At 65.0% G+C, this 19,537-nt stretch carries 19 protein-coding genes; 13 read left to right on the top strand and 6 right to left on the bottom strand.

The window, feature by feature from the left end; genetic code table 11:
• Nucleotides 1-29: 29 nt before the first annotated feature.
• From EDC31_RS03960 to EDC31_RS03940, 5 genes are all read left to right on the top strand, one after another.
• Nucleotides 30-1,178, top strand: a complete 1,149-nt coding sequence (locus EDC31_RS03960) for a S1C family serine protease (RefSeq protein WP_052511610.1) — start codon at nt 30-32, stop codon at nt 1,176-1,178.
• A 105-nt stretch (nt 1,179-1,283) separates the two neighbouring features.
• A complete protein-coding gene (locus tag EDC31_RS03955; protein ID WP_042055992.1) occupies nt 1,284-1,964 on the top strand; it encodes a winged helix-turn-helix domain-containing protein in 681 nt (226 codons plus the stop codon).
• 7 nt (nt 1,965-1,971) lie between these two features.
• Nucleotides 1,972-3,426, top strand: a complete 1,455-nt coding sequence (locus EDC31_RS03950) for a sensor histidine kinase (protein WP_132126918.1) — start codon at nt 1,972-1,974, stop codon at nt 3,424-3,426.
• A gap of 41 nt (nt 3,427-3,467) precedes the next feature.
• Entirely contained in the window at nt 3,468-3,782 is a 315-nt protein-coding gene (locus EDC31_RS03945) for a hypothetical protein (protein ID WP_042055990.1), read from the top strand.
• A gap of 15 nt (nt 3,783-3,797) precedes the next feature.
• The gene (locus EDC31_RS03940; RefSeq protein WP_042055987.1) at nt 3,798-4,475 is read left to right on the top strand and encodes an SIMPL domain-containing protein; all 678 of its coding nucleotides are present in this window, start codon (nt 3,798-3,800) and stop codon (nt 4,473-4,475) included.
• A gap of 76 nt (nt 4,476-4,551) precedes the next feature.
• Here the strand turns inward: EDC31_RS03940 and infC are convergent, their stop codons facing one another.
• Together infC and thrS are read right to left on the bottom strand one after the other, a co-directional pair.
• On the bottom strand, nt 4,552-5,088 hold the full coding sequence (gene infC / locus EDC31_RS03935) for a translation initiation factor IF-3 (protein WP_042056132.1): 537 nt from the start codon (nt 5,086-5,088) through the stop codon (nt 4,552-4,554).
• A gap of 167 nt (nt 5,089-5,255) precedes the next feature.
• A complete protein-coding gene (gene thrS, locus EDC31_RS03930) occupies nt 5,256-7,193 on the bottom strand; it encodes a threonine--tRNA ligase (protein WP_042055985.1) in 1,938 nt (645 codons plus the stop codon).
• Nucleotides 7,194-7,389: 196 nt separating this feature from the next.
• Between thrS and EDC31_RS03925 the strand changes: the two genes are divergently transcribed.
• From EDC31_RS03925 to EDC31_RS03895, 7 genes are all read left to right on the top strand, one after another.
• The gene (locus EDC31_RS03925; RefSeq protein WP_052511592.1) at nt 7,390-8,250 is read left to right on the top strand and encodes a CPBP family intramembrane glutamic endopeptidase; all 861 of its coding nucleotides are present in this window, start codon (nt 7,390-7,392) and stop codon (nt 8,248-8,250) included.
• 92 nt (nt 8,251-8,342) lie between these two features.
• Nucleotides 8,343-9,857 (top strand): L-piperidine-6-carboxylate dehydrogenase, encoded by a 1,515-nt coding sequence (gene amaB / locus EDC31_RS03920; protein WP_042055982.1) that lies wholly within the window; start codon nt 8,343-8,345, stop codon nt 9,855-9,857.
• 143 nt (nt 9,858-10,000) lie between these two features.
• The gene (locus EDC31_RS03915) at nt 10,001-10,996 is read left to right on the top strand and encodes an isoaspartyl peptidase/L-asparaginase family protein (RefSeq protein WP_081797413.1); all 996 of its coding nucleotides are present in this window, start codon (nt 10,001-10,003) and stop codon (nt 10,994-10,996) included.
• Nucleotides 10,997-11,144: 148 nt separating this feature from the next.
• The gene (queE, locus tag EDC31_RS03910) at nt 11,145-11,786 is read left to right on the top strand and encodes a 7-carboxy-7-deazaguanine synthase (protein ID WP_042056126.1); all 642 of its coding nucleotides are present in this window, start codon (nt 11,145-11,147) and stop codon (nt 11,784-11,786) included.
• Entirely contained in the window at nt 11,786-12,490 is a 705-nt protein-coding gene (gene queC / locus EDC31_RS03905; protein ID WP_042055980.1) for a 7-cyano-7-deazaguanine synthase QueC, read from the top strand. Before queE ends, queC begins: the two co-directional genes overlap by 1 nt.
• Nucleotides 12,477-13,007 carry a 6-pyruvoyl trahydropterin synthase family protein gene (locus EDC31_RS03900; RefSeq protein ID WP_042055976.1) on the top strand — a complete coding sequence of 177 codons (531 nt, stop codon included), beginning with the start codon at nt 12,477-12,479 and terminating at the stop codon, nt 13,005-13,007. Before queC ends, EDC31_RS03900 begins: the two co-directional genes overlap by 14 nt.
• Before the next feature lie 13 nt (nt 13,008-13,020).
• Nucleotides 13,021-13,680 carry a class I SAM-dependent methyltransferase gene (locus tag EDC31_RS03895; protein WP_042055974.1) on the top strand — a complete coding sequence of 220 codons (660 nt, stop codon included), beginning with the start codon at nt 13,021-13,023 and terminating at the stop codon, nt 13,678-13,680.
• Here EDC31_RS03895 and EDC31_RS03890 read toward each other — a convergent pair.
• Nucleotides 13,671-13,898, bottom strand: coding sequence for a hypothetical protein (locus tag EDC31_RS03890; RefSeq protein ID WP_042055972.1), 228 nt, complete (start codon nt 13,896-13,898; stop codon nt 13,671-13,673). The genes EDC31_RS03895 and EDC31_RS03890 overlap by 10 nt on opposite strands.
• Before the next feature lie 193 nt (nt 13,899-14,091).
• Here EDC31_RS03890 and EDC31_RS03885 point away from each other — a divergent pair, with 193 nt between their 5' ends.
• A complete protein-coding gene (locus tag EDC31_RS03885; RefSeq protein ID WP_042055969.1) occupies nt 14,092-15,084 on the top strand; it encodes a LysR substrate-binding domain-containing protein in 993 nt (330 codons plus the stop codon).
• 49 nt (nt 15,085-15,133) lie between these two features.
• Here EDC31_RS03885 and EDC31_RS03880 read toward each other — a convergent pair whose 3' ends face one another.
• The 3 genes from EDC31_RS03880 to EDC31_RS03870 all read right to left on the bottom strand — a co-directional run bounded on the left by EDC31_RS03880 (nt 15,134) and on the right by EDC31_RS03870 (nt 19,530).
• Nucleotides 15,134-16,600: a sugar porter family MFS transporter gene (locus EDC31_RS03880; protein WP_081797403.1), complete on the bottom strand. Its 1,467-nt coding sequence runs from the start codon at nt 16,598-16,600 to the stop codon at nt 15,134-15,136.
• A 179-nt stretch (nt 16,601-16,779) separates the two neighbouring features.
• Nucleotides 16,780-18,357: a carbohydrate porin gene (locus EDC31_RS03875; RefSeq protein WP_239641530.1), complete on the bottom strand. Its 1,578-nt coding sequence runs from the start codon at nt 18,355-18,357 to the stop codon at nt 16,780-16,782.
• 387 nt (nt 18,358-18,744) lie between these two features.
• A complete protein-coding gene (locus EDC31_RS03870) occupies nt 18,745-19,530 on the bottom strand; it encodes an NAD kinase (RefSeq protein ID WP_042055965.1) in 786 nt (261 codons plus the stop codon).
• Nucleotides 19,531-19,537: the final 7 nt, after the last annotated feature.

Genomic DNA, 19,537 nt, shown 5'->3' with positions numbered 1-19,537 from the left:
TCCCGCCCCGTTTTCTCCCGCTCGTCTCCATGACACGGCCGCCTCGCCATCGCGCCTGGTACATCGCAGGTGGAACGGCCCTGGGTGTCGCCGCGCTGGCGGGCTCGCACGCTTTGGCCCTCCCGTCCTTCTTTTCAAAAATCCTTCCGGCCGCCCCGACGGAAACGGCGGATTCGTTTACGGCCCCACTGCCTCCCCTACTCGTCACCTCGCGCCCGATGAGCTTCGCCCCGCTGGTCAGGCAAGTGATTCCCGCCGTGGTCAATATCGCCATCACTCAGGGCGGCGGCGCGTCGGAGGACAAGATTCCGCCGCAGATTCGCGGGACGCCGCTCGAAAAACGCTATCGCGACAAGATGCGCCATCACCAGGAAGAAATATTGGGCGCAGGGTCGGGCTTCATCATCGATCCGTCGGGATATATCGTCACCAACAACCATGTGGTCGGCAATGCGGACAAGGTGACGGTCTCGCTGACCAACGGGCAGGAATTGACCGCGCATATCGTCGGCGTGGATTCGCTGACCGACGTCGCGGTGATCAAGGTCGAATCACCCAAGCCCCTGCCGTTCGTCACCTGGGGGGACAGCCGCAAGGTCGAGGTGGGAGACTGGATTCTCGTCGCGGGCAATCCGTTCGGATTCGGGTCGTCGGTGACGGCGGGCATCGTCTCGGCGCGAGGGCGCGATCTCGGCGCCGGCTCGCTCGACGATTTCATCCAGTTGGACGCCCCCATCAACCCCGGCAATTCCGGCGGCCCGGCTTTCAACATGCGCGGACAGGTCGTGGCGGTCAATGCGGCCATCGTCTCGCCGACCGGCGGCTCGGTGGGCATCGGTTTCGGCATTCCATCGGAAACCGTCGCGCCGATCGTGGAGGAGTTGCGGCATTTCGGCCATGTCGATCACGGCTGGCTGGGCGTCACCCTGGATGACGGCAACGGCTCCGTGCAGATCGTGGACGTGGACCGGAACGGACCGGCCATGAAATCCGGCCTGAAAGTCGGCGACCAGGTATTGGCGGTCGCCGCACATCCGGTCGACACGGCGCGCGCGCTCCTACGCTCGGTCGCCGCGGCCAAACCCGGCGACACCCTCGCCTTCTCGATCACCCGGAAGGGACAACCCCTTTCCCTCGCTGTCAAGGTCGGCAAACGGCCGGCGAATGTCGATCAATGAGCGCCCGATCATGCACGGCGGCTTTTTTTTGTTCCCGAACTGTCCGATAAGAAGCCAACGCGATGTGTGATCGACCTGGCGGTCGAGATGTAAAGGATAAAGCCGATGCGTATCCTGCTGGTGGAAGACGATCCTACCGTCCGCAACTTCATCCTCAAGGGGTTGCGCGAAACCGGACATGTCGTCGAGGAGGCGGATAACGACAAGGACGGATTATTCCTGGCTGTCAGCGAGAATTTCGACATCATCATTCTCGACAGGATGCTGCCCGGCGGCATCGACGGATTGCGGATACTGGAAACGCTGCGGGCACAGAACAATAGCACGCCGATCCTGCTGCTCTCGGCGCTGGCGGATGTGGATGAACGCGTCGCCGGGCTGAAGGCGGGGGGCGACGACTACGTCACCAAGCCGTTCGCCTTTTCGGAACTTCTGGCGCGCGTCGAGGCGTTGGCGCGGCGCGGAAGCGCGGAGCAGGCGCCGCAAACGCGGCTGGTGGTCGCCGATCTCGAAATGGACCTGTTGTCCCGCACGGTGAAGCGCGGCAACGAGAAGATCGAGTTGCAGCCGCGGGAATTCCGGCTGCTCGAATTTCTGATGCGCCATGCCGGGCAGGTTGTAACGCGCACCATGTTGCTGGAGCGCGTCTGGGATTATCATTTCGACCCGCAGACCAATGTCATCGACGTGCATGTCTCGCGCCTGCGGCAGAAGGTGGACAAGCCCTTCCCCACCGCGCTGATTCATACCATCCGCAATGCGGGTTATATTCTGAGGCCGGAATAAGCCGCCCATGCCGCCGCTCGCCGAGCGCTTTCCCAGGCTCTGGATCTGGTGGCGGCGCGCCTGGCGGTTCCGCTCGGCCGGCCTCAGCTTTTCCCTCGCCTATGGCCTGGTCTTCGCCCTGTCGGCGGCGCTGTTCCTCTCCCTGCTCTGGTGGCATACGAACGGGCTTCTGGAGCGGCAGGTCGATCAGGCGGTCGAGGCGGATGCGCGCAATCTCGGCGATCATTGGGTTCAGGATGGTCTTCCGGGTCTCGTGCGCACCATTCAGGACCGCCTCGACCTGGATGTCGAAGACCAGTCGCTCTATCTCCTTGTCGGGCCGGAAGGAGAATTTATCTCGGGGAACATGCCGGCATGGCCGAGTTCCGTCCAGCGTAACGATCGATTTTACCCGGTCCGCATCATCCGCGCCGGCAGCAAGGCAGTGGCGGAACTCCACGCCTATGTTCTCCCCGGCGGCTATCGGCTTCTGGTCGGACGCGACGTGCGGGGGCGAGATCTTCTGCGTCATCTGCTGACCGAGACATTTCTCTGGGCATGGGTGATGGTGACGGCGCTGGCGATCGGCGGCGCCTGGGTGGTGCGCGGCATATTCCGCCGCATCCTCACCTCGATCGCGCGCACCACGTCGGCGATCGCGCGCGGAGATATCCGGCAGCGCATGCCCATCGTCGGCAATGAAGTCGATCTCGTTGCCCGCACGGTCAATGACATGCTCGACCGCATCCAGCGGCTGATGGAGGGCGTAAAGCAGGTTTCCAACGCCATCGCGCATGATCTGCGCACGCCGATCACCCGCGCCCGCGCGAGACTGGAGGACGCGTCCCTGCACGCGAAGACCGATGAGGAATTACATCACGCCATCGACCGGGCCGTCGCGGATCTCGATCATATCACGTCGGTCTTCGAGGCCCTGCTGCGCATCGCCCAGATCGAGGCGGGCGCGCGACGGGCCGCCTTTGAAACCTGCAATCTCGTTCCTCCTCTGCATGACGTGGCGGAACTCTACGAAGCGACGGCGGAAGAACGCGGACTGCATCTGCGCGTGAGACTCCCCGAAGGCCTCTGGACGCATGGCGATGCACGCCTGATCCAGCAAAGCGTCGCCAATCTTCTGGACAACGCGATCAAATTTTCGCCAGCCGACACGGTCATCATGCTGGAGGCACAGATCAAGAACGGGTCGATCCTGCTGCGCGTCGCCGACCAAGGGCCCGGCATGGCGGAATCCGAGCTCGCCCGCGCGTCCGAGCGCTTCTTCCGCGCCGACACCGCCCGCAACACGCCCGGCTCGGGGCTGGGGCTTTCCCTGGTGCAAGCCATCGCCCAGCTTCACGGCGGAAGGCTGGATCTCTCCAACGGACATCCCGGGCTCATCGCCACGCTCGTCCTCCCTTCCGTCGCGCCGCCCGCAGCCTCGATAACGCAAGAGTCATTCGTCCCTCATCACGCGGTGAGGTAAAAATGCGTATAAGTGATATTATGCGCTCGTATGTAACAATTATGCCGTTAATCGTTCTGGCCCTCGGCCTGCTGGGAGCTTCGCCGGAGGAGACTGCCGCAGACCATAATGAGGCGCGGGCGGGTGTGCATGTCGCAATGGCCGAAAGCCCGCTGGTGGTGACGTCGGACAGCATGCAATACTGTCACGATCTGGATAGCCGGGTTATGAAGGCCCTCGCCACCTACAAGCCCGCCTCGGCATCCACGCCGGACGTCCGGGAGCTTGAGGCGCAAGGCGTCGCGCTCTGTCAGGCGGGGCATTTGTTGCCCGGCATCGCCCGGCTCCGCAATGCGCTTTCCATCGTGAAACATTGAAAACAGGGTGAACATATGAAGCGTTCCAGTCTTCCGGTTCTTCTGGCGACCTTGTCCCTGTTCTGGGGGGGGGCCCGGGCGGCGGAAGAGACGGACACTCTTCTGCATCTCAACGCCACGGGACGCGCCAGCGCAGCGCCGAGTTTGCTGACCGCGACATTCTCCGCGGAGGCGAGTGGAGCGGATGCCGCGGCCGCGCAGGCGCGCGTCAACGCATTGACACAGCAGGCGGAAAAGCGCGCCGCGCAGATCCCTTCGCTGAAACTTCTCGCCCAGGATTATAACGTCGTTCAGGATGGGACGAAGCCCGCCAAGCCGCATTGGACGGCGAGCCAGACCTTGTCGCTGAGCGGGACGGACAGCGTGGCCGTGCTGAAACTCGCGGGGACGATGCAGGCCGACGGGCTGTTGCTGAACGATCTGCGCTGGTCACTCGACCCACAAACGCGTGACGCGCTGCTCCGTCAGGCGCGGGAGGACGCGCTGCGGCGTCTTCAGGCCGATGCCGCGGACGCCGCCCACACGTTGGGGCTGCATTTCAAGAAATTCCGCACCGTCAGCCTTGTCGCGCCGACAGAGCCGCGCCCGATGATGATGATGGCGCGAATGGCCGCCGTCTCCGCGCCTCAACGTAGCGAGGAACCGCAGGATGTGAGCATCATGGCGACCGGAGAGGCGATCCTCCAGCCATAACGGCCTTACAGAAAAGCCCGACTGCAATGACTGTGCAGCCGTGCTTTTCTCATGTCCATCTCCGGTGAAAGGGTGGTCAGCGGGGCGCCAGAACCATCACCATCTGGCGATTTTCGAGCTTGGGCATCTGCTCGACCTTGGCCTTTTCTTCCATCTCCAGCCGGATACGCTCGAGCATCTTGATGCCGAGTTCCTGATGGGCCATTTCACGCCCCTTGAAGCGCAAGGACACTTTCACCTTGTCACCTTCCTCGAGAAAGGTGTTCATCGCGCGAATCTTGACGCGGAAGTCGTTCTCGTCCGTTCCCGGACGAACCTTCACTTCCTTGATCTCGATGACCTTCTGCTTCTTGCGCGCCTCGTTACGCTTCTTCTGCTGTTCATATTTGAACTTGCCGTAATCGAGAATCTTGCAGACGGGAGGTTCAGCCGTCGGGCTGATCTCCAGAAGATCCAGCCCTTCCGCGTAGGCCTGCGCCAGAGCTTCTCGTGTCGCCATGACACCGACCATCTCTCCATCCGACCCGATCAAACGGACCTGCGGCACGCGGATTTCTTCATTGACGCGCGGGCCTTCACGGGTCGGCGCAACTTGTAGCGGGGGTCTAGATATGGTCGGCTCCTGTGTGACGTTGACCTTCTGGGGCGGAGCGTTGGACAGGCTCGGCTCCAATCCGAAGCACATAGTGCTTCAAACTGTCTCACGCAAGGGAATCCCTCGTGTGAGACAGTGCGAATTTCGGCGCTCTCATGCCGAGCCGGGCCCCTGCACCGCCGATCCTACTGTCGTTGCAAACGGCGCAGATCGGGAGGCGTCGCTTCCTCGGTCAGGAGTTTGATGGCCTCGTCGAGAGGCAACACCTCCTGCTCCGACCCGCCGAGACGGCGGAGCGCGACCTTGCGTTCCTCCGCCTCGCGCCGCCCGACCACGAGAATCACAGGCACACGAGCCAGAGAATGTTCGCGAATCTTGGCGTTGATCTTCTCGTTGCGCCCGTCACATGCAACGTGCAGCCCCGCGCGGCGCAGCGCCTCGGTCACCTCCTGCGCATAGGGTTCGGCATCCGTGACGATGCTGGCGACGACGACCTGCACCGGCGCAAGCCAGAGCGGGAACTTGCCCGCGAACTGCTCGATCAGAATCCCGATGAACCGCTCGAAACTGCCCAGAATCGCCCTGTGCAGCATGACCGGACGGTGCCGGGCGGAATCCTCGCCGATATAGGAGGCGTCGAGACGTTCGGGCAGCACGTAATCGACCTGCAACGTGCCGCACTGCCAGTCGCGTCCGATCGCATCGGTCAGCACGAATTCGAGCTTCGGCCCGTAGAACGCCCCCTCGCCGGGATTATGCTCGTATTCCACCCCGGCCAGCGCGCAGGCGTCGCGCAAGGCCTGCTCGGCCTTGTCCCAACTTTCCTCCGAGCCGGCGCGGGCGTCGGGGCGGTCGGCGAACTTCACGCGGAACCGATCGAAGCCGAGATCGCGATAGACCTCTGAGAGCATCGCGACGAACTTCGCGGTCTCGGGCGCGATCTGCTCGTCCGTGCAGAAGATATGCGCGTCATCCTGCGTGAAACCGCGCACGCGCATGATGCCGTGCAGCGCGCCGGAGGGCTCGTAGCGATGGCACGCGCCGAATTCCGCCATGCGCAACGGCAATTCGCGGTAGGAGCGCAGGCCGTGACGGAAGATCTGCACATGGCACGGGCAGTTCATCGGCTTGAGCGCGAGCGTCTTGTCCTCGTCCTCGACCGTGGCGATGAACATATGTTCGCGATATTTGTCCCAATGCCCGGAGGCTTCCCACAGCGCGCGATCGACGAGTTGCGGCGTCCTGACTTCCTGATAGCCGTTCCGTGTCTGCGACCGTCGCATGTAGTCCTGAAGCGCGGTGTAAAGCCGCCAGCCTTTCGGATGCCAGAAGATCTGCCCGACCGCTTCCTCTTGGATATGGAACAGGTCCATCTCCCTGCCGATGCGGCGGTGATCGCGCTTCTCGGCCTCTTCGAGCTGGAGCAGATAGGCGTCCAGTTCCTTCCTGTCGCGCCAGGCGGTGCCGTAAATGCGCGTCAGCATCGGATTGCGGTGATCGCCGCGCCAATAGGCCCCGGCCACCTTCATGAGCTTGAAGGCCGGGCCGACATCGCCGGTCGAGCGCAGATGGGGGCCGCGGCAGAGATCGAGCCACGCCCCCTGCCGATAGATCGAGATCGGCTCGCTTTCCGGCAGGTCGCGAATCAGTTCGGCCTTGAACCGTTCGCCCTTGTCCTCGAAGAAGCGAATGGCGGCGTCGCGATCCCAGATTTCGCGCTCGAACGGCGCATTGGCGGCGATGATCTCCTGCATCTTCGCCTCGATGGCGGGGAAATCCTCCGGGGTGAAGGGGTCGTTGCGGAAGAAATCGTAATAGAATCCGTCCTTGATCGACGGGCCGATCGTGACCTGCGTCCCGGGCCAGAGCGCCTGCACGGCCTCGGCCAACACATGGGCGGTGTCGTGGCGAATCATCTCCAGCACCACATCATCCTTGCGGGTGATGAAGCGAAGCGCCGCGTCATGGTCGATCCGCGTGGACAGATCGACGAGACGGCCGTCCAGACTCATGGCGAGGGCCGCCTTCGCGAGTCCCGGCCCGATCGCGGCGGCGATGTCCGTGCCCGTCACCGGACCGTCGAACGAACGGACGGAACCATCGGGCAGGGTGATCGCGGGCATGGATTTCGGACTCCGGACAGGAAAAACAACGAGAAGATGACAATGATCGAGAAAACTCCCGGGGTTTAATGGCCCCGCCCGGTTCCCGGAACAACCCCCGGCCTGGATAAAGACGTGATTTATCGTTCCTGAATCGCTCTTGACAGGGGCAATCATAGGAACAGAAAGTAAACGAAAGATTAAAGGTTCATTGCGTGTGACCTCCCTTCCTCCCGTCCGGCGCGGCATCGCGCTTCTGAGGGCTCTGACCTTTCTCGGAGCGGCCCTGGTGCTGGCGACCGTGCTGGCAACCGCCCTGTCTCATATCGCGCCGCTACATCGCATGGGACCGAGGCTGGTCATCACGCCGTGGCTGATCGCGCGCAATGATCTGCCGCTGCTGCTGGCGGCGCTCGGCGCGGCGGCGCTGACATTGCCGCGCGGCGGACGCAACTGGCGGGCGTTCCGCGAGGTGCTCCAGCTTTCCGGCCCGGCACGGGAGACAGGATCGGGAGCCGGCGCGGGGCTGGCCGCGATCGGCGCGCTCGCGTTGGGCCTCATCGTCACGGGCGGGCTGCATATCGCCTGGGCAGGCGTCGATGCGGTGCGCCTGATGCTCTATATCCCCGCCTTTCTCACGGTCGCGCTGGCGGAAGAGCTGCTCTTCCGCGGAGCGATGCTGTTTTGGCTGAGCCGCGCGGTAGGCTTCCTCCCGGCGCTGACCCTCACCTCCGTGCTCTTCGGCCTCGTTCACTGGATAGGAAGTGATCCGTGGGAGGGAGCCGTTTCCGCGGGGCTGATCGGCGCATTCTTCGGCCTGACGTTACGGGTCCGGCGGGGACTCTGGTTCGCCATCGGGTTTCACGCCGCCTGGGATTACGGGCAGAGCGCCGTACTGGGTTGCCGGGACAGCGGCATCCCGAGCGTGGGGGCCCTGTTCGACAGCACGCCCGCCGGGCCGGCATGGCTGAGCGGCGGCGCGTCCGGGCCGGAAGGCAGCCTTCTCTGTTTCACCCTGATCCTGGGCTTGTCGCTGCACCTTCTTTTCCCGAGGGGAAAGAGGCGCGTCCTTCGGTAGGGTCTTGGGCTGGCGTTCGCGAGGGATACTGGCGAGCCCACGCCTTCTTCCCTATGACTCCCCGTGATCCAACACGAAACGGAGAACACCCCATGGTCGCGCTCGCTGAACAAACCGCGGAATTGCTGCATGGTCTCGGCGTGCGGCTTGAATCGCCGGGTCAGCACGCGCTGACCGTGCGGTCGCCCGTGAACGGCGAAATGCTCTGCGACGTTCCCACATGCGCCATGGAAACCGCCTTTTCCGCGATCGAGGCGGCGCATCGGGCGGCGATCGCCTGGCGGCGCGTGCCCGCCCCGAAGCGCGGCGAGCTGATCCGGCTGCTGGGCGAAGAGTTGCGCGCGCACAAGGCCGCGCTCGGGCGGCTGGTGTCGATCGAGGCGGGAAAGTCACCCTCCGAAGGACTTGGCGAGGTGCAGGAGATGATCGACATCTGCGACTTCGCCGTCGGCCTGTCGCGGCAGTTGCACGGGCTGACCATCGCGACCGAGCGTCCCGACCACCGGATGATGGAGACCTGGCATCCGCTGGGCGTCGTCGGGATCATTTCCGCCTTCAATTTCCCCGTCGCGGTCTGGAGCTGGAACGCGGCGCTGGCGCTGATCTGCGGCAATGCGATCGTATGGAAGCCTTCCGAGAAGACGCCCCTGAGCGCGCTCGCCTGCCATGCGCTCCTCGAACGCGCCCTCACCCGCTTCGGCGACGCGCCTGACGGGCTCTCGCAGCTCCTGATCGGCGGCCGCGAGATCGGCGAGGTGCTGGCGGATCATCCGAAGGTGCCGCTGGTCTCCGCCACGGGCTCGACCGCCATGGGCCGCGCCGTGGGCCAACGCCTGGCGGCACGCTTCGCGCGCGCGATCCTCGAACTGGGCGGCAACAACGCGGCGATCGTCACGCCGACGGCCGATCCCGATCTCGCCCTGCGCGGCGTGGCCTTCGCGGCCATGGGCACGGCGGGGCAACGTTGCACGACGCTGCGGCGTCTCTTCGTCCATCGCTCGGTCCATGACGGGTTCCTGGAACGACTCAAGGCCGCCTATGCCTCGGTCAGCATCGGCAATCCGCTCGACGGGCATCTCGTCGGCCCGCTGATCGACGCGGCCGCCTTCTCGCGCATGCAGGCGGCGCTGGACGCCGCGCGCACGGCGGGCGGCACGGTTCACGGCGGCGAACGCGTCGGCATCGCCGGATGCGAGGGCGGCTATTACGTGCGTCCGGCGCTGGTCGAGATGCCCGGACAGATCGGGCCGGTACTGGAGGAGACCTTCGCGCCGATCCTCTATGTCATGCGCTATGACGATCTGCACGAGGCGATCGCGCTCCAGAACGACGTTCCGCAGGGGCTGTCCTCCGCGATTTTCACCAACGACCTGCGCGAAGCGGAACGTTTCGTCTCCGATGACGGCTCAGATTGCGGGATCGCCAATGTGAATATCGGCACCTCGGGCGCCGAGATCGGCGGCGCGTTCGGCGGGGAGAAGGAGACCGGCGGCGGCCGCGAATCCGGCTCCGACGCCTGGAAGGGCTATATGCGCCGCGCGACGAACACCATCAATTACGGCAGCACGCTGCCTCTGGCGCAAGGGGTGAGCTTCGACGTGGGATGATACACGCCGGTGCGCGGGTCTCACGACAAACCCTCAAACCGAATCACAAAAGTTTTTTGGTTCTTTTTTCAAAAAAGAACGCCGCCGCCCGAGACAGACCGGCATCATTCTCCTATCGTTTCATTTCCAACACGGACCATCTCATGCACCCCGCCCGCCACCTCCTGCTCGCCGCTCTCGCCACAGTCTCGGTGATCACCCCCGCGCGTGCCGACACCGTCCCCGTGCTGGTCATCCATGGCGGGGCGGGCGTCATCGCCTCCAGCCTGACTCCCGAGAAGCGACAGGCGGTGGAGGCGGCGCTTTCCCGCGCGCTCCATGACGGCTACGCGGCGCTTCAGGCGGGACGCCCGGCGCAGGACGCCGTGACGGCGGCGATTACCGTGCTGGAGGACGATCCGCATTTCAATGCCGGGCGCGGCGCCGTCTTCACCCATGACGGGCGCAACGAAATGGATGCGGCCATCATGGACGGCGCAACCCTCCGGGCCGGGGCGGTGGCCGGGGTGCATCACATCAAGAACCCGATCCTGCTGGCGGAAGCGGTGATGGAGCATTCGCCGCATGTGCTGCTGGTGGGCGACGGGGCGGAGGCTTTCGCACGTACGCAGGGCTTCACGATGATGCCGGAGGCCTATTTCCGGACGGACGAACGCTGGACGCAGTTGCAGAAGGCGCTGGCGGACGACCGGGCGGGCGGGAAGCACGCCGTCCTGCCGCTCGACCGCCATTTCGGCACGGTCGGCGCGGTGGCGCTGGATCGGCAGGGGCATCTGGCAGCCGGCACCTCGACGGGCGGGCTGACGGACAAGCTCTATGGCCGGGTGGGCGATTCACCGCTGATCGGCGCGGGAACCTATGCGGATGGAAACTGCGCCTTCTCCGGCACGGGCTGGGGGGAATTCTACATCCGCACAGTCGCCGCACATGCGGTCTGCGTCCGCGTCGGGCTGCTGCACCAGCCTCTCTCCGACGCGGCCGAGGAGGTCGTGAACCGGGAAATCCCCGCGCTGGGCGGAAATGGCGGGGCAATCGCCGTGGACGCGACGGGGCATATCGCCATGCCGTTCAACACGGACGGCATGTACCGCGCCTGGGTCGGACAGGACGGCGTGCCGCATGTCGCCATCTTCCGCTGACCGGGCCGCTTCGGAGGCCACCTGCCCTTCGAGGCGCCCGACAATCGAACCCGGACGCGGCTGACGGGTCCGGACATTCCTCGCGGCCCGAGGATGTGACGGGAAGAAAATCCTTGCATCCGGCGCGCGCCTCGCCGACATGCGAGGCATGTCCTATGCTGTGAAGGAAATCTTCCCGACCCTTCAGGGAGAAGGCGCGCAGACCGGGCGCGCCGCCGTGTTCTGCCGCTTCGCCGGGTGCAATCTCTGGTCCGGACGGGAGGAGGACCGCGCCCGCGCGGCCTGCCGCTTCTGCGACACGGATTTTGTCGGCACGGACGGCGAAGGCGGCGGCCGGTTCGCCGACTCCGAAGCGCTGGCGGACGCGATCGCCGCATGCTGGCGCGCCATCGCCGGAGAGGCGGCGGGGCGCTACGTGGTCTTCACCGGAGGCGAGCCGCTGTTGCAGCTCGATGCCGCGCTGATCGCGGCGATGAAAGCGCGGGACTTCGAGATCGCGCTGGAGACGAACGGCACCCTCGCGGTCCCCGACGGCATCGACTGGATATGCGTCAGCCCCAAGCCGGGCGGCCCGGTGGTCCAGACACGCGGCGACGAACTCAAGCTGGTCTATCCGCAGCCGGAACTTCCCCCCGCCTCCTTCGAGGACTGGTCCTTTGGCCATTTCTGGCTCCAGCCGATGGACGGGCCGGAACGCGCGGCCCATACGAGCGCCGCTGCCGCCTATTGCATGGGCCATCCCCGCTGGCGCCTCTCGCTCCAGACCCACAAGCTGATCGGACTCCCCTGATGGCCCATGCCGACGACACCGCCCTCGTGCTGTTTTCCGGCGGTCAGGATTCCGCCACCTGCCTCGCCTGGGCGCTGGACCGCTTCGCCCGTGTGGAGACGCTGGGCTTCGATTACGGCCAGCGCCACGCGGTCGAACTGGAGTGCCGCGCGACGCTGCGCGCCGACATGGCAACGCTCTCGCCCGACTGGGCGGCGCGGCTCGGCCCCGATCACACGCTGGACCTGCCGGTCCTCGGCGCGCTGTCGGAGACGGCACTGACGCGCGAGGCGGATATCGTGATGACGGAGAGTGGGCTGCCCTCCACCTTTGTGCCGGGGCGGAACCTGATCTTCCTCAGCCTCGCCGCCGCTCTGGCCGTGCGCCGGCACGCGCGGCACATCGTGACCGGCGTTTGCGAGACGGATTATTCCGGCTATCCGGATTGCCGGGACGATACGATCAAGGCGTTGCAGGTGGCGCTCAATCTCGGCATGGCGCAGCGCTTCGTCCTGCATACGCCCTTGATGTGGCTGGACAAGGCGCAGACCTGGCGCCTGGCCGAAGCACTGGGCGGCGCCGCGCTGGTCGAGGCGATCAACCGCCACTCCCATAGCTGCTATCTGGGGGACCGGCGCCACGCACATGACTGGGGGTACGGCTGCGGAACCTGCCCGGCCTGTGAATTGCGCGCGAAAGGATGGGCCGCCTATGTCGAAGGCTGAACTGGTCTTCACCCGCCGTTTTTCCATGGGGCACCGGCTGATCGACGGAGCGTCGGAGAGCTGTGCCCTGCCGCACGGGCATAACGAGTTCGTCACCGTCGCTCTGCGGCCCGTGCGGGAGCGCGCGCTGGACGGTCGGGGCAACATGATCGTCTCGTTCCGCGAGGCGAAGCAGCGCTGGCACGAGTTCGTCGACACGGCGCTGGACCATGCGCTGCAACTCTCCGAGCGCGACCCCCTTTTGGAATGGTTTCGCGCCAACGAGCCGGGCCGTGCGGCGCGCATCGTGGTCACGCCGGGCGACCCGACGACGGAGCTCATGGCGGCGCTGATGCTGGCCAAGCTGAACGCCTTCCTGCGCGAAGCGGGGGAGACCCTCGTCTGCGAGGAGATTTCCCTGCAGGAAACGCCGACCAACACGGTGCGGCTGACGGGGGATGCGATGGATTATCTCCCGCCCGCCGGACGGGCCGCGCAGGCCTGCTGGTGGCACCGGCCCGATTTCAGCATCCAGTGAGCGGGAGGTTCCCATGAGCGACACGTCCCCCGACGATCTTCAGGGCTTCCATCCGCGCGCTTTCGCCCGCGCCAATGAGGAGCCGGACGCACTGTTCTATGCGCGCACCGCCGATTTCTCCCATATGGACGTCGGGGCACGGGCGGCGGTGACGGCGCTCTACCAGACGGCCCTGCCCGCTTCCGGCGCGGTCTGCGACCTGATGTGCGGGACGGCGAGTCATTTTCCGCCGGGCGTCTCGCATGCGGCCGTGACCGGCATCGACGTCAGCCTGAGGGCGATGGAGGCGAACCCCGCCCTGACGGAGCGGGTGGTGCAGGACCTCAACGCCAATCCCGCGCTGCCTTTCCCGGACGATTCGCTCGACGCGGTGACGCTCTGTGACGGGCTGGCCTATCTGACCCGGCCTGTCGAGGTTCTGCGCGAGGTCGCGCGCGTGCTCAGGCCCGGCGCGCCGCTGCTGCTGAGCTTTTCCGACAATGTCCACCCCGCCAAGGCGGTGGCCCTCTGGCAGGCGCTCGACCCGGCGGACCGGGTGCGGCTGACGAGCGTCCTGCTGGCGCGGGCGGGCTTCGGGGAAATGGATAGCGGCGACGTCGTGCCCCCCGAGGACCTCCCGGCCTGGACCGACGCGGTCCACGCCATCATCGCCCGGAAGCCCCTTCAGGCCTGAAGACGACGGCGCGTCACGGCGCGCGAGAGGCCGTAGACAGTCCCGCCGACGACGAGATAATAGGCGAGGCAGGCCGCCAGCAGCCCCCAGCGGCGCGCGCCCCGCGCACGCTCGGCGCTGGGGCAGGCGACCGCGCTGCCGATGAGAATGCCGGGGCCGCAGAGTGCGGCGAAAACCACCCAGGCGAGACGCGCGATACTGGTGAACAACAGGCTCATGGCGGCACAGTAAGACCTTCTCCGCCCGGATTGGCAAGAGGCGACCGCATGGGGGGATGCAGGTCCCTGCCCGGAGGGCTTTCCGGCGAGCCGACGCTTGCCGGGAACGGGTCCAGCAATATTATATAATAATCAGGCCATGAGTCATTCCAATTTTCTTATGATACCATCATGGAATGGAGGGCTCAGGCTTATGACAGACGATAAACCGCGCCTTGAAGAAAGCTGGTTCATCCGCAGCCGCATGAAGCTGCGCCATATCCAGTTGCTGGTCGAACTCGACCGGACCGGCACCATGCAGCAGGCGGCGGATACGATGGGGATCGCCCAGCCGGCGGCGTCCCGTCTGCTGTCCGATCTCGAAGAGGCGCTGGGACGCCAGATTTTCGACCGGCGCGGACGGTCTCTCGTGCCCAATTACTTCGGCGAGATTCTCACGCGGCGGGCCAAGGCGATCATCGCCGAGCTGGACGGCGCGCGGGACGAGTTCAATGCCGTGATGGCGGGACATAGCGGCCATGTGGCGCTGGGCGCGATTGATGGGCCAGCCATCGACCTGCTCGCGGACGTCACGACCAAGACGCAGATCGACCATCCGCTCATCGAACTCGAAATCCGCACCGGCTCGACCGCCCGACTGACGGAAATGCTCTGCTCCGGGCAGATCGACTTCATGATCGCGCGCATCGACGAGAACCTGGATTTCGAGCGCTTCGCCTATCAGGATATCGGCGCGGAACGTCTGGCGCTCGTCGCGGGCGCCGGCCACAGGCTGGCGAGCCAGGGCGCGCTGACCTTGCAGGATCTCCAGCGTTGCTCCTGGGTGCTCCAGAACCGCGGCACCAAACTGCGCCAGCGCGTGGAGGCGCTGTTCGTGCATGAGGGTTTGCGGCCGCCGGAACGCATCGTCAACACGAATTCGCTGGCCATGACGCTCGCCTGTCTGCGGCGCTCCGACTCGCTTTCGATCATCTCCGAGGCGGTGGCCTTGCAGCAGGCCGCCTTCGGGCAGCTCGACATCCTGCCGCTGCCCTTCGAGATCAGCATCAGCAATTACGGCGTCGTCATTCCCCGCCATCGCCCCACCTCGCCGGCCCAGCGCCTGGTGCTCGAAACCATCGAGCATTGTCTGGCCCATAGCAGCCAGATGGCGCAGATGACGCATGACGAGGGCATGGCGGCCTGAAAGAGGGACAGGGCGGCGGGATCTCCCACCGCCTTTCGAGGCGGCGATCTCAGTAATTCCGGATCGCCCTGTGCGCGCGCGTCGGGCGGAATTCGCCCTTCTTCAGAGCGATCTCGATGTCCTCCAGGGACGCGCCGGTCGTCTCCGGGACGAAAAAGAAGACGAACAGCACCGAGAGCAGGTTCACCCCCGCATAGAACCACATCGTCCCGCCCAGGGTGATGAGGTTCACCAGGGTCAGCGCCGTCGCCGTCACCAGCAGATCGCTGCCCCAGAGCGTGGCGGCATGGAGCGACGTGGCCTGGCCGCGCATGGAGAGCGGGAACATCTCCGCGCCGAGCAGCCAGCCCACGACCTGGATGCCGCCGCTGTTGAACACCATGAACAGGAGCAGGAACGCGATGGTGAGGTAAGATCCCACGCTGCCCTTGTCCGGATGCAGGGCGAACATGAGCCCCAGCCCCAGAAGACTCAGCACCGAGCCCGGCCCCATGATGAGCATCAGCCGGCGGCGACCGATCCGGTCCACGAAACGCGAGCCGAGGAACGTCATCAGCAGATACACGATCGACACGCCGAGACTGGCCAGCAAGGCGGAGTCATTGCCGAAACCGGCGTCGCGCAGGAAGGTCGGCGCATAATAGATCATCATCTCCAGCCCGCCGCACTGCGTGAAGAACGCGACGCCGAGCGCCGCGACGAGAGCGGGACGCACCCAGGGCTGGGTGAGTCCGCGCCAGCCGCGATTCGCCTCATCCACCGAGTCCGCGTTCTCCCGGATCTGCCGCACCTCGTGCCGGATTTCCCGGCGGCTTTCGCGCACCTTGCGCAACTCGTCGATCGCCTCGGGAATCCCGCGATTTTCCGCCGTCCAGCGCGGACTGCGGGGCAGGAAGAACATGCAGACGAAGACGAACAGCGCCGGCAGCGCGGCAATGGCGATCATCGGTCGCCAGCCCCATGCCGTGCGGGCGGCGAAGCCGATCACATTGGCCGCGAAAATACCGACGCCGATCGCGACGTTGAACATCGTCACCAGCGTGCCGCGCCGCTCCGCCGGGGCGAGTTCCGAAATATACATCGGCACGACCTGCGTGGAGCCGCCGACGGCGAACCCCAGATACACGCGCGCGACGATCAGGGCATATACGTCCGGCGCGAACGAGCAGGCCAGCGCCCCGGTGATGAAGACGGCCGTCACGATGATGACCGACGTGCGCCGTCCGTATCGTTCCGACAGGAAACCGGTGCCGAGCGCGCCGATCACCGCGCCGAGCAGGATCGCCGAGGCGACGAGTTCCTGCAACGTGCTGGAGAGCGAGAACTCCTTGGTGATGAGCAGCAGGGCGCCGGAAATGATGCCCGTATCGTAGCCGTAGAGGCCGCCGCAGATGGCGGCCACGACGGCTGCGAGCAGGAGCGTGCGCCGTGCGGTAGGGAGAAGTTCGACATGTTCGACAGATTCCGCCGGGCGGTCTTGCCCCGGCGCCGTGGTCAAAGGAACGGAATGCGACATCGTCCGGTGTCCCGCCTTTCGTTCGAGGGTGTTAAAAGGAAATCGCTCATGCCGTTTCCCGCAGGTGGAAGGGCATGTCCGGCAAGCGCATGGGCATGGCCGCAGCGCTCCTGCCTCCGGTCATACAGACGCGAACGCATCCGAGATGACGGAAGTTGCAACAAAAGTGCCCGGAGGAGTCAGAACAGGACATTGAGCGCCAGGGAAAAAACGGCGGCGTCCTTGAAGACGGTCGTCCCGCCGATATGGTTGACGTACTGGAAATCAGGCTGGAGGTTGAGGCCATTCAGCACATGGGCGTTGTAGAACGCCTCGTAGGTCGTCTCATGCCCCTGAATGCCGTACGGCATGCCGAAATTCGCGCCCGGCAGGGGCAGGCCGCGCTCCGCCGCGGCTTCCTGCGCCAGGATCGCCGAGCGGCTGAACTGCGCCCATTGCACCATGAATCCCACCATGTCGAGCGGCCGTCCCCACATCTTGCCCGTATCCATCACCACCCCGACGAGATGGTTCTTGATCTGGGAGGTCTTGCCGTCCGCATAGGACCAGTACCCGCCGACGATCAGGCCGTTCATCGGCCCGTCGCCGTTACGCACCAGCATCTGGTCCGCGATCGCCCAGAAGGAACTCTGCCCGCTCTCGGTCCGGTTCGGCAGCCCCGCCGCGATGGCGGAGGTGCCATAGGCGTCCTCGTACAGGTTCTTGTAGCGCGAATTGTCATACAGCGCGCCGACCTTGTAATGCCCGATCAGCTTGTCGCGCCCGAATTCCGGAATCCAGCCGATTTCAACCTCGGTCGCGAGCTTGCCCAGCCCGTCCTGCCCCCAGGCCCAGCCTGAGATGCCGCCATTATAGGCGTGCGGCGACACGGCGAAGAGACCGCCCATCACATAGAGATGCGGCGTCGGCATCACCCGCAGCACCGTGCCGATATTGCCTGACGGCCAGTCGCGTCCCCCGTTGAGATATTTCGTCGGCGTCACGTTGCCGCACAGCCAGACATTCATGAAGTTGCACACCCAGGGCGAGTTGTTGAAGAACGTCCCGGTCGGTATGAATCCGACGGACCAGTCCACGCGCCTGCGCCACCACGCCTTCTCGAAATAAGCCCAGACCAGATGCGCCACGACGTTGCCGCGCGCGCCATAGATCTGCTGCACCTGGTTTCCGTTATCGCCGAAAGCCCGGCTCAGATTTCGTCCATGGCCGTTGACGACGAGGGTATGCAGCCAGAATTCATGCGCCCAGTCGCCATGAAATATCTTGCCCCAATTGACATCGACCGTCGCGCCGACCTGCCCCGCGTCGGTATATGTCTGCCGCTTCCCGCCGATCGGATTGCCGGAAATACTCTCGTAATCGGCCAGCGCCACATAGACGCCATGCTTCTGGAGCCAGGGCTGCACCCCGCCCCAGTCGCCCAGCAGATGCGTCGTCCCATAGGGCGGCCCGAAGGATGGCGGCCCGTAGGGCGATTGGAGGAATCCGGGAATGAGCGGCACCTGCCCGGGGTACGGCTCTACCTCCTCCCCGATCGCGCCTTCGGAAAGAATGGACTTCGACGCTTTCTGCTGGCCGGGTGCGCCGCTCTGCCCGGAGGCGGACGCGATCGAGAGCGGCTGACCGGGAAGCACCGTCGAGGCGCGGGCGCCACCGCAGAGCGCGAGGAGCATGAGCCCCGGCACGACGATTGAGGCGCTCAGACCGTGAACGCGCCGCCAGCCTCTCGACCCGGGACAGGAGGACGAGTCATTCATCCGGCCCTCGCCCGACAGGGCGCCATGGAATACATTACGCAATTAATCATCACTCGGCAGTTATCGTTTCACGAGAGACTAATGTCGTTTGAGAAGGATGAAAAATATATTTTCATTACCTTCATGACGCATGGAAATACCATGAAACATGATAGACATTGTCCAAAACCACTTCGCTCTTGCCTGTTTCGATGCCGCCAGTCATAGTCCACGCCCGCGCGTGTTCGACGGAAAGCATGCCAGAGCTTACGTCTTCATTAAGATCCGTTTATATCCATCTCTTTCGCGCGTTTCCAACCGAAAAGAACGCCTATACGAACAAAATCGCTCACATACGCGCGATAACGAATGGAAACGCCGCTCGGCTCCGCAGCCGGCTGCTCCGGTCTACCCGATGAACTGTTCGGCGATGATACGTTCCGACAGCCCGTGATCCGGGTCGAAAAGGACGGTGGTCGAAAGGGATTTGTCCTCCCGCACCATGACGCGGTGGACATGCCGCACCTCGGTGAAGTCCGCCACGGCCGCCGCCGGGCGCTTGCCTGCCTCCAGCAGGAAAAATTCCACGATGGCGGTGGAAGGCAGGAGCGCCCCGCGCCAGCGGCGGGGACGAAAGGCCGAGATCGGGGTCAACGGCAGGAGATTGGCCGTCAGCGGCACGATGGGGCCGTGGGCGGACAGGTTGTAGGCCGTCGATCCCGCCGGGGTGGCGACGATCACCCCGTCGCAGACCAGCTCCTCCATGCGTTCCCGCCCGTCGATCTCGATGCGGATCTTGGCGGCCTGACGCGTCTGGCGGAACAGGAACACGTCGTTGAACGCCAGCGCTTCATGGGCGGTGCCGCGCGTGTCCCAGGCGACCATACGCAAGGGATGCAGACGTGTCGGCTGGGCGCGGGCGAGACGGTCGCGCAGATCGTCCTCATGCGCGGGATTCATGAGGAAACCGACCGATCCGCAATTCATTCCGTACACCGGAATATTATGCGACAGAACCCGGTGCATGGCTTCGAGCAGGAAACCGTCCCCGCCCAGGCAGACGGCTATATCCGCCTTGATCAAGGGCACGTCGCCATAGGCCGCGACGAGTTTCTGGCGCAGTTCGCGCGCCTGTGGGGTATCGGCGGCTAGAAAGGCCAGACGTTTGGTGCTGCCGCCATATCCGCCGCTCATATCTTCC

It is taken from the genome of Acidomonas methanolica, assembly GCF_004346035.1.
GTDB lineage: Bacteria > Pseudomonadota > Alphaproteobacteria > Acetobacterales > Acetobacteraceae > Acidomonas > Acidomonas methanolica.
The sequence above is the reverse complement of the archived record's forward strand: the minus strand, read 5'-3'. Positions and strand labels throughout refer to the sequence as shown.

What these genes read in the sequence shown, in the direction of transcription:
- EDC31_RS03960 (WP_052511610.1), top strand. Translation starts at nt 30, where the DNA reads ATGACACGGCCGCCTCGCCATCGCGCCTGGTACATCGCAGGTGGAACG.
- EDC31_RS03955 (WP_042055992.1), top strand. Translation starts at nt 1,284, where the DNA reads ATGCGTATCCTGCTGGTGGAAGACGATCCTACCGTCCGCAACTTCATC.
- EDC31_RS03950 (WP_132126918.1), top strand. Translation starts at nt 1,972, where the DNA reads ATGCCGCCGCTCGCCGAGCGCTTTCCCAGGCTCTGGATCTGGTGGCGG.
- EDC31_RS03945 (WP_042055990.1), top strand. Translation starts at nt 3,468, where the DNA reads ATGCCGTTAATCGTTCTGGCCCTCGGCCTGCTGGGAGCTTCGCCGGAG.
- EDC31_RS03940 (WP_042055987.1), top strand. Translation starts at nt 3,798, where the DNA reads ATGAAGCGTTCCAGTCTTCCGGTTCTTCTGGCGACCTTGTCCCTGTTC.
- thrS (WP_042055985.1), bottom strand. Translation starts at nt 7,193, where the DNA reads ATGCCCGCGATCACCCTGCCCGATGGTTCCGTCCGTTCGTTCGACGGT.
- amaB (WP_042055982.1), top strand. Translation starts at nt 8,343, where the DNA reads ATGGTCGCGCTCGCTGAACAAACCGCGGAATTGCTGCATGGTCTCGGC.
- EDC31_RS03915 (WP_081797413.1), top strand. Translation starts at nt 10,001, where the DNA reads ATGCACCCCGCCCGCCACCTCCTGCTCGCCGCTCTCGCCACAGTCTCG.
- queE (WP_042056126.1), top strand. Translation starts at nt 11,145, where the DNA reads ATGTCCTATGCTGTGAAGGAAATCTTCCCGACCCTTCAGGGAGAAGGC.
- queC (WP_042055980.1), top strand. Translation starts at nt 11,786, where the DNA reads ATGGCCCATGCCGACGACACCGCCCTCGTGCTGTTTTCCGGCGGTCAG.
- EDC31_RS03900 (WP_042055976.1), top strand. Translation starts at nt 12,477, where the DNA reads ATGTCGAAGGCTGAACTGGTCTTCACCCGCCGTTTTTCCATGGGGCAC.
- EDC31_RS03895 (WP_042055974.1), top strand. Translation starts at nt 13,021, where the DNA reads ATGAGCGACACGTCCCCCGACGATCTTCAGGGCTTCCATCCGCGCGCT.
- EDC31_RS03890 (WP_042055972.1), bottom strand. Translation starts at nt 13,898, where the DNA reads ATGAGCCTGTTGTTCACCAGTATCGCGCGTCTCGCCTGGGTGGTTTTC.
- EDC31_RS03885 (WP_042055969.1), top strand. Translation starts at nt 14,092, where the DNA reads ATGACAGACGATAAACCGCGCCTTGAAGAAAGCTGGTTCATCCGCAGC.
- EDC31_RS03880 (WP_081797403.1), bottom strand. Translation starts at nt 16,600, where the DNA reads ATGTCGCATTCCGTTCCTTTGACCACGGCGCCGGGGCAAGACCGCCCG.
- EDC31_RS03875 (WP_239641530.1), bottom strand. Translation starts at nt 18,357, where the DNA reads ATGAATGACTCGTCCTCCTGTCCCGGGTCGAGAGGCTGGCGGCGCGTT.
- EDC31_RS03870 (WP_042055965.1), bottom strand. Translation starts at nt 19,530, where the DNA reads ATGAGCGGCGGATATGGCGGCAGCACCAAACGTCTGGCCTTTCTAGCC.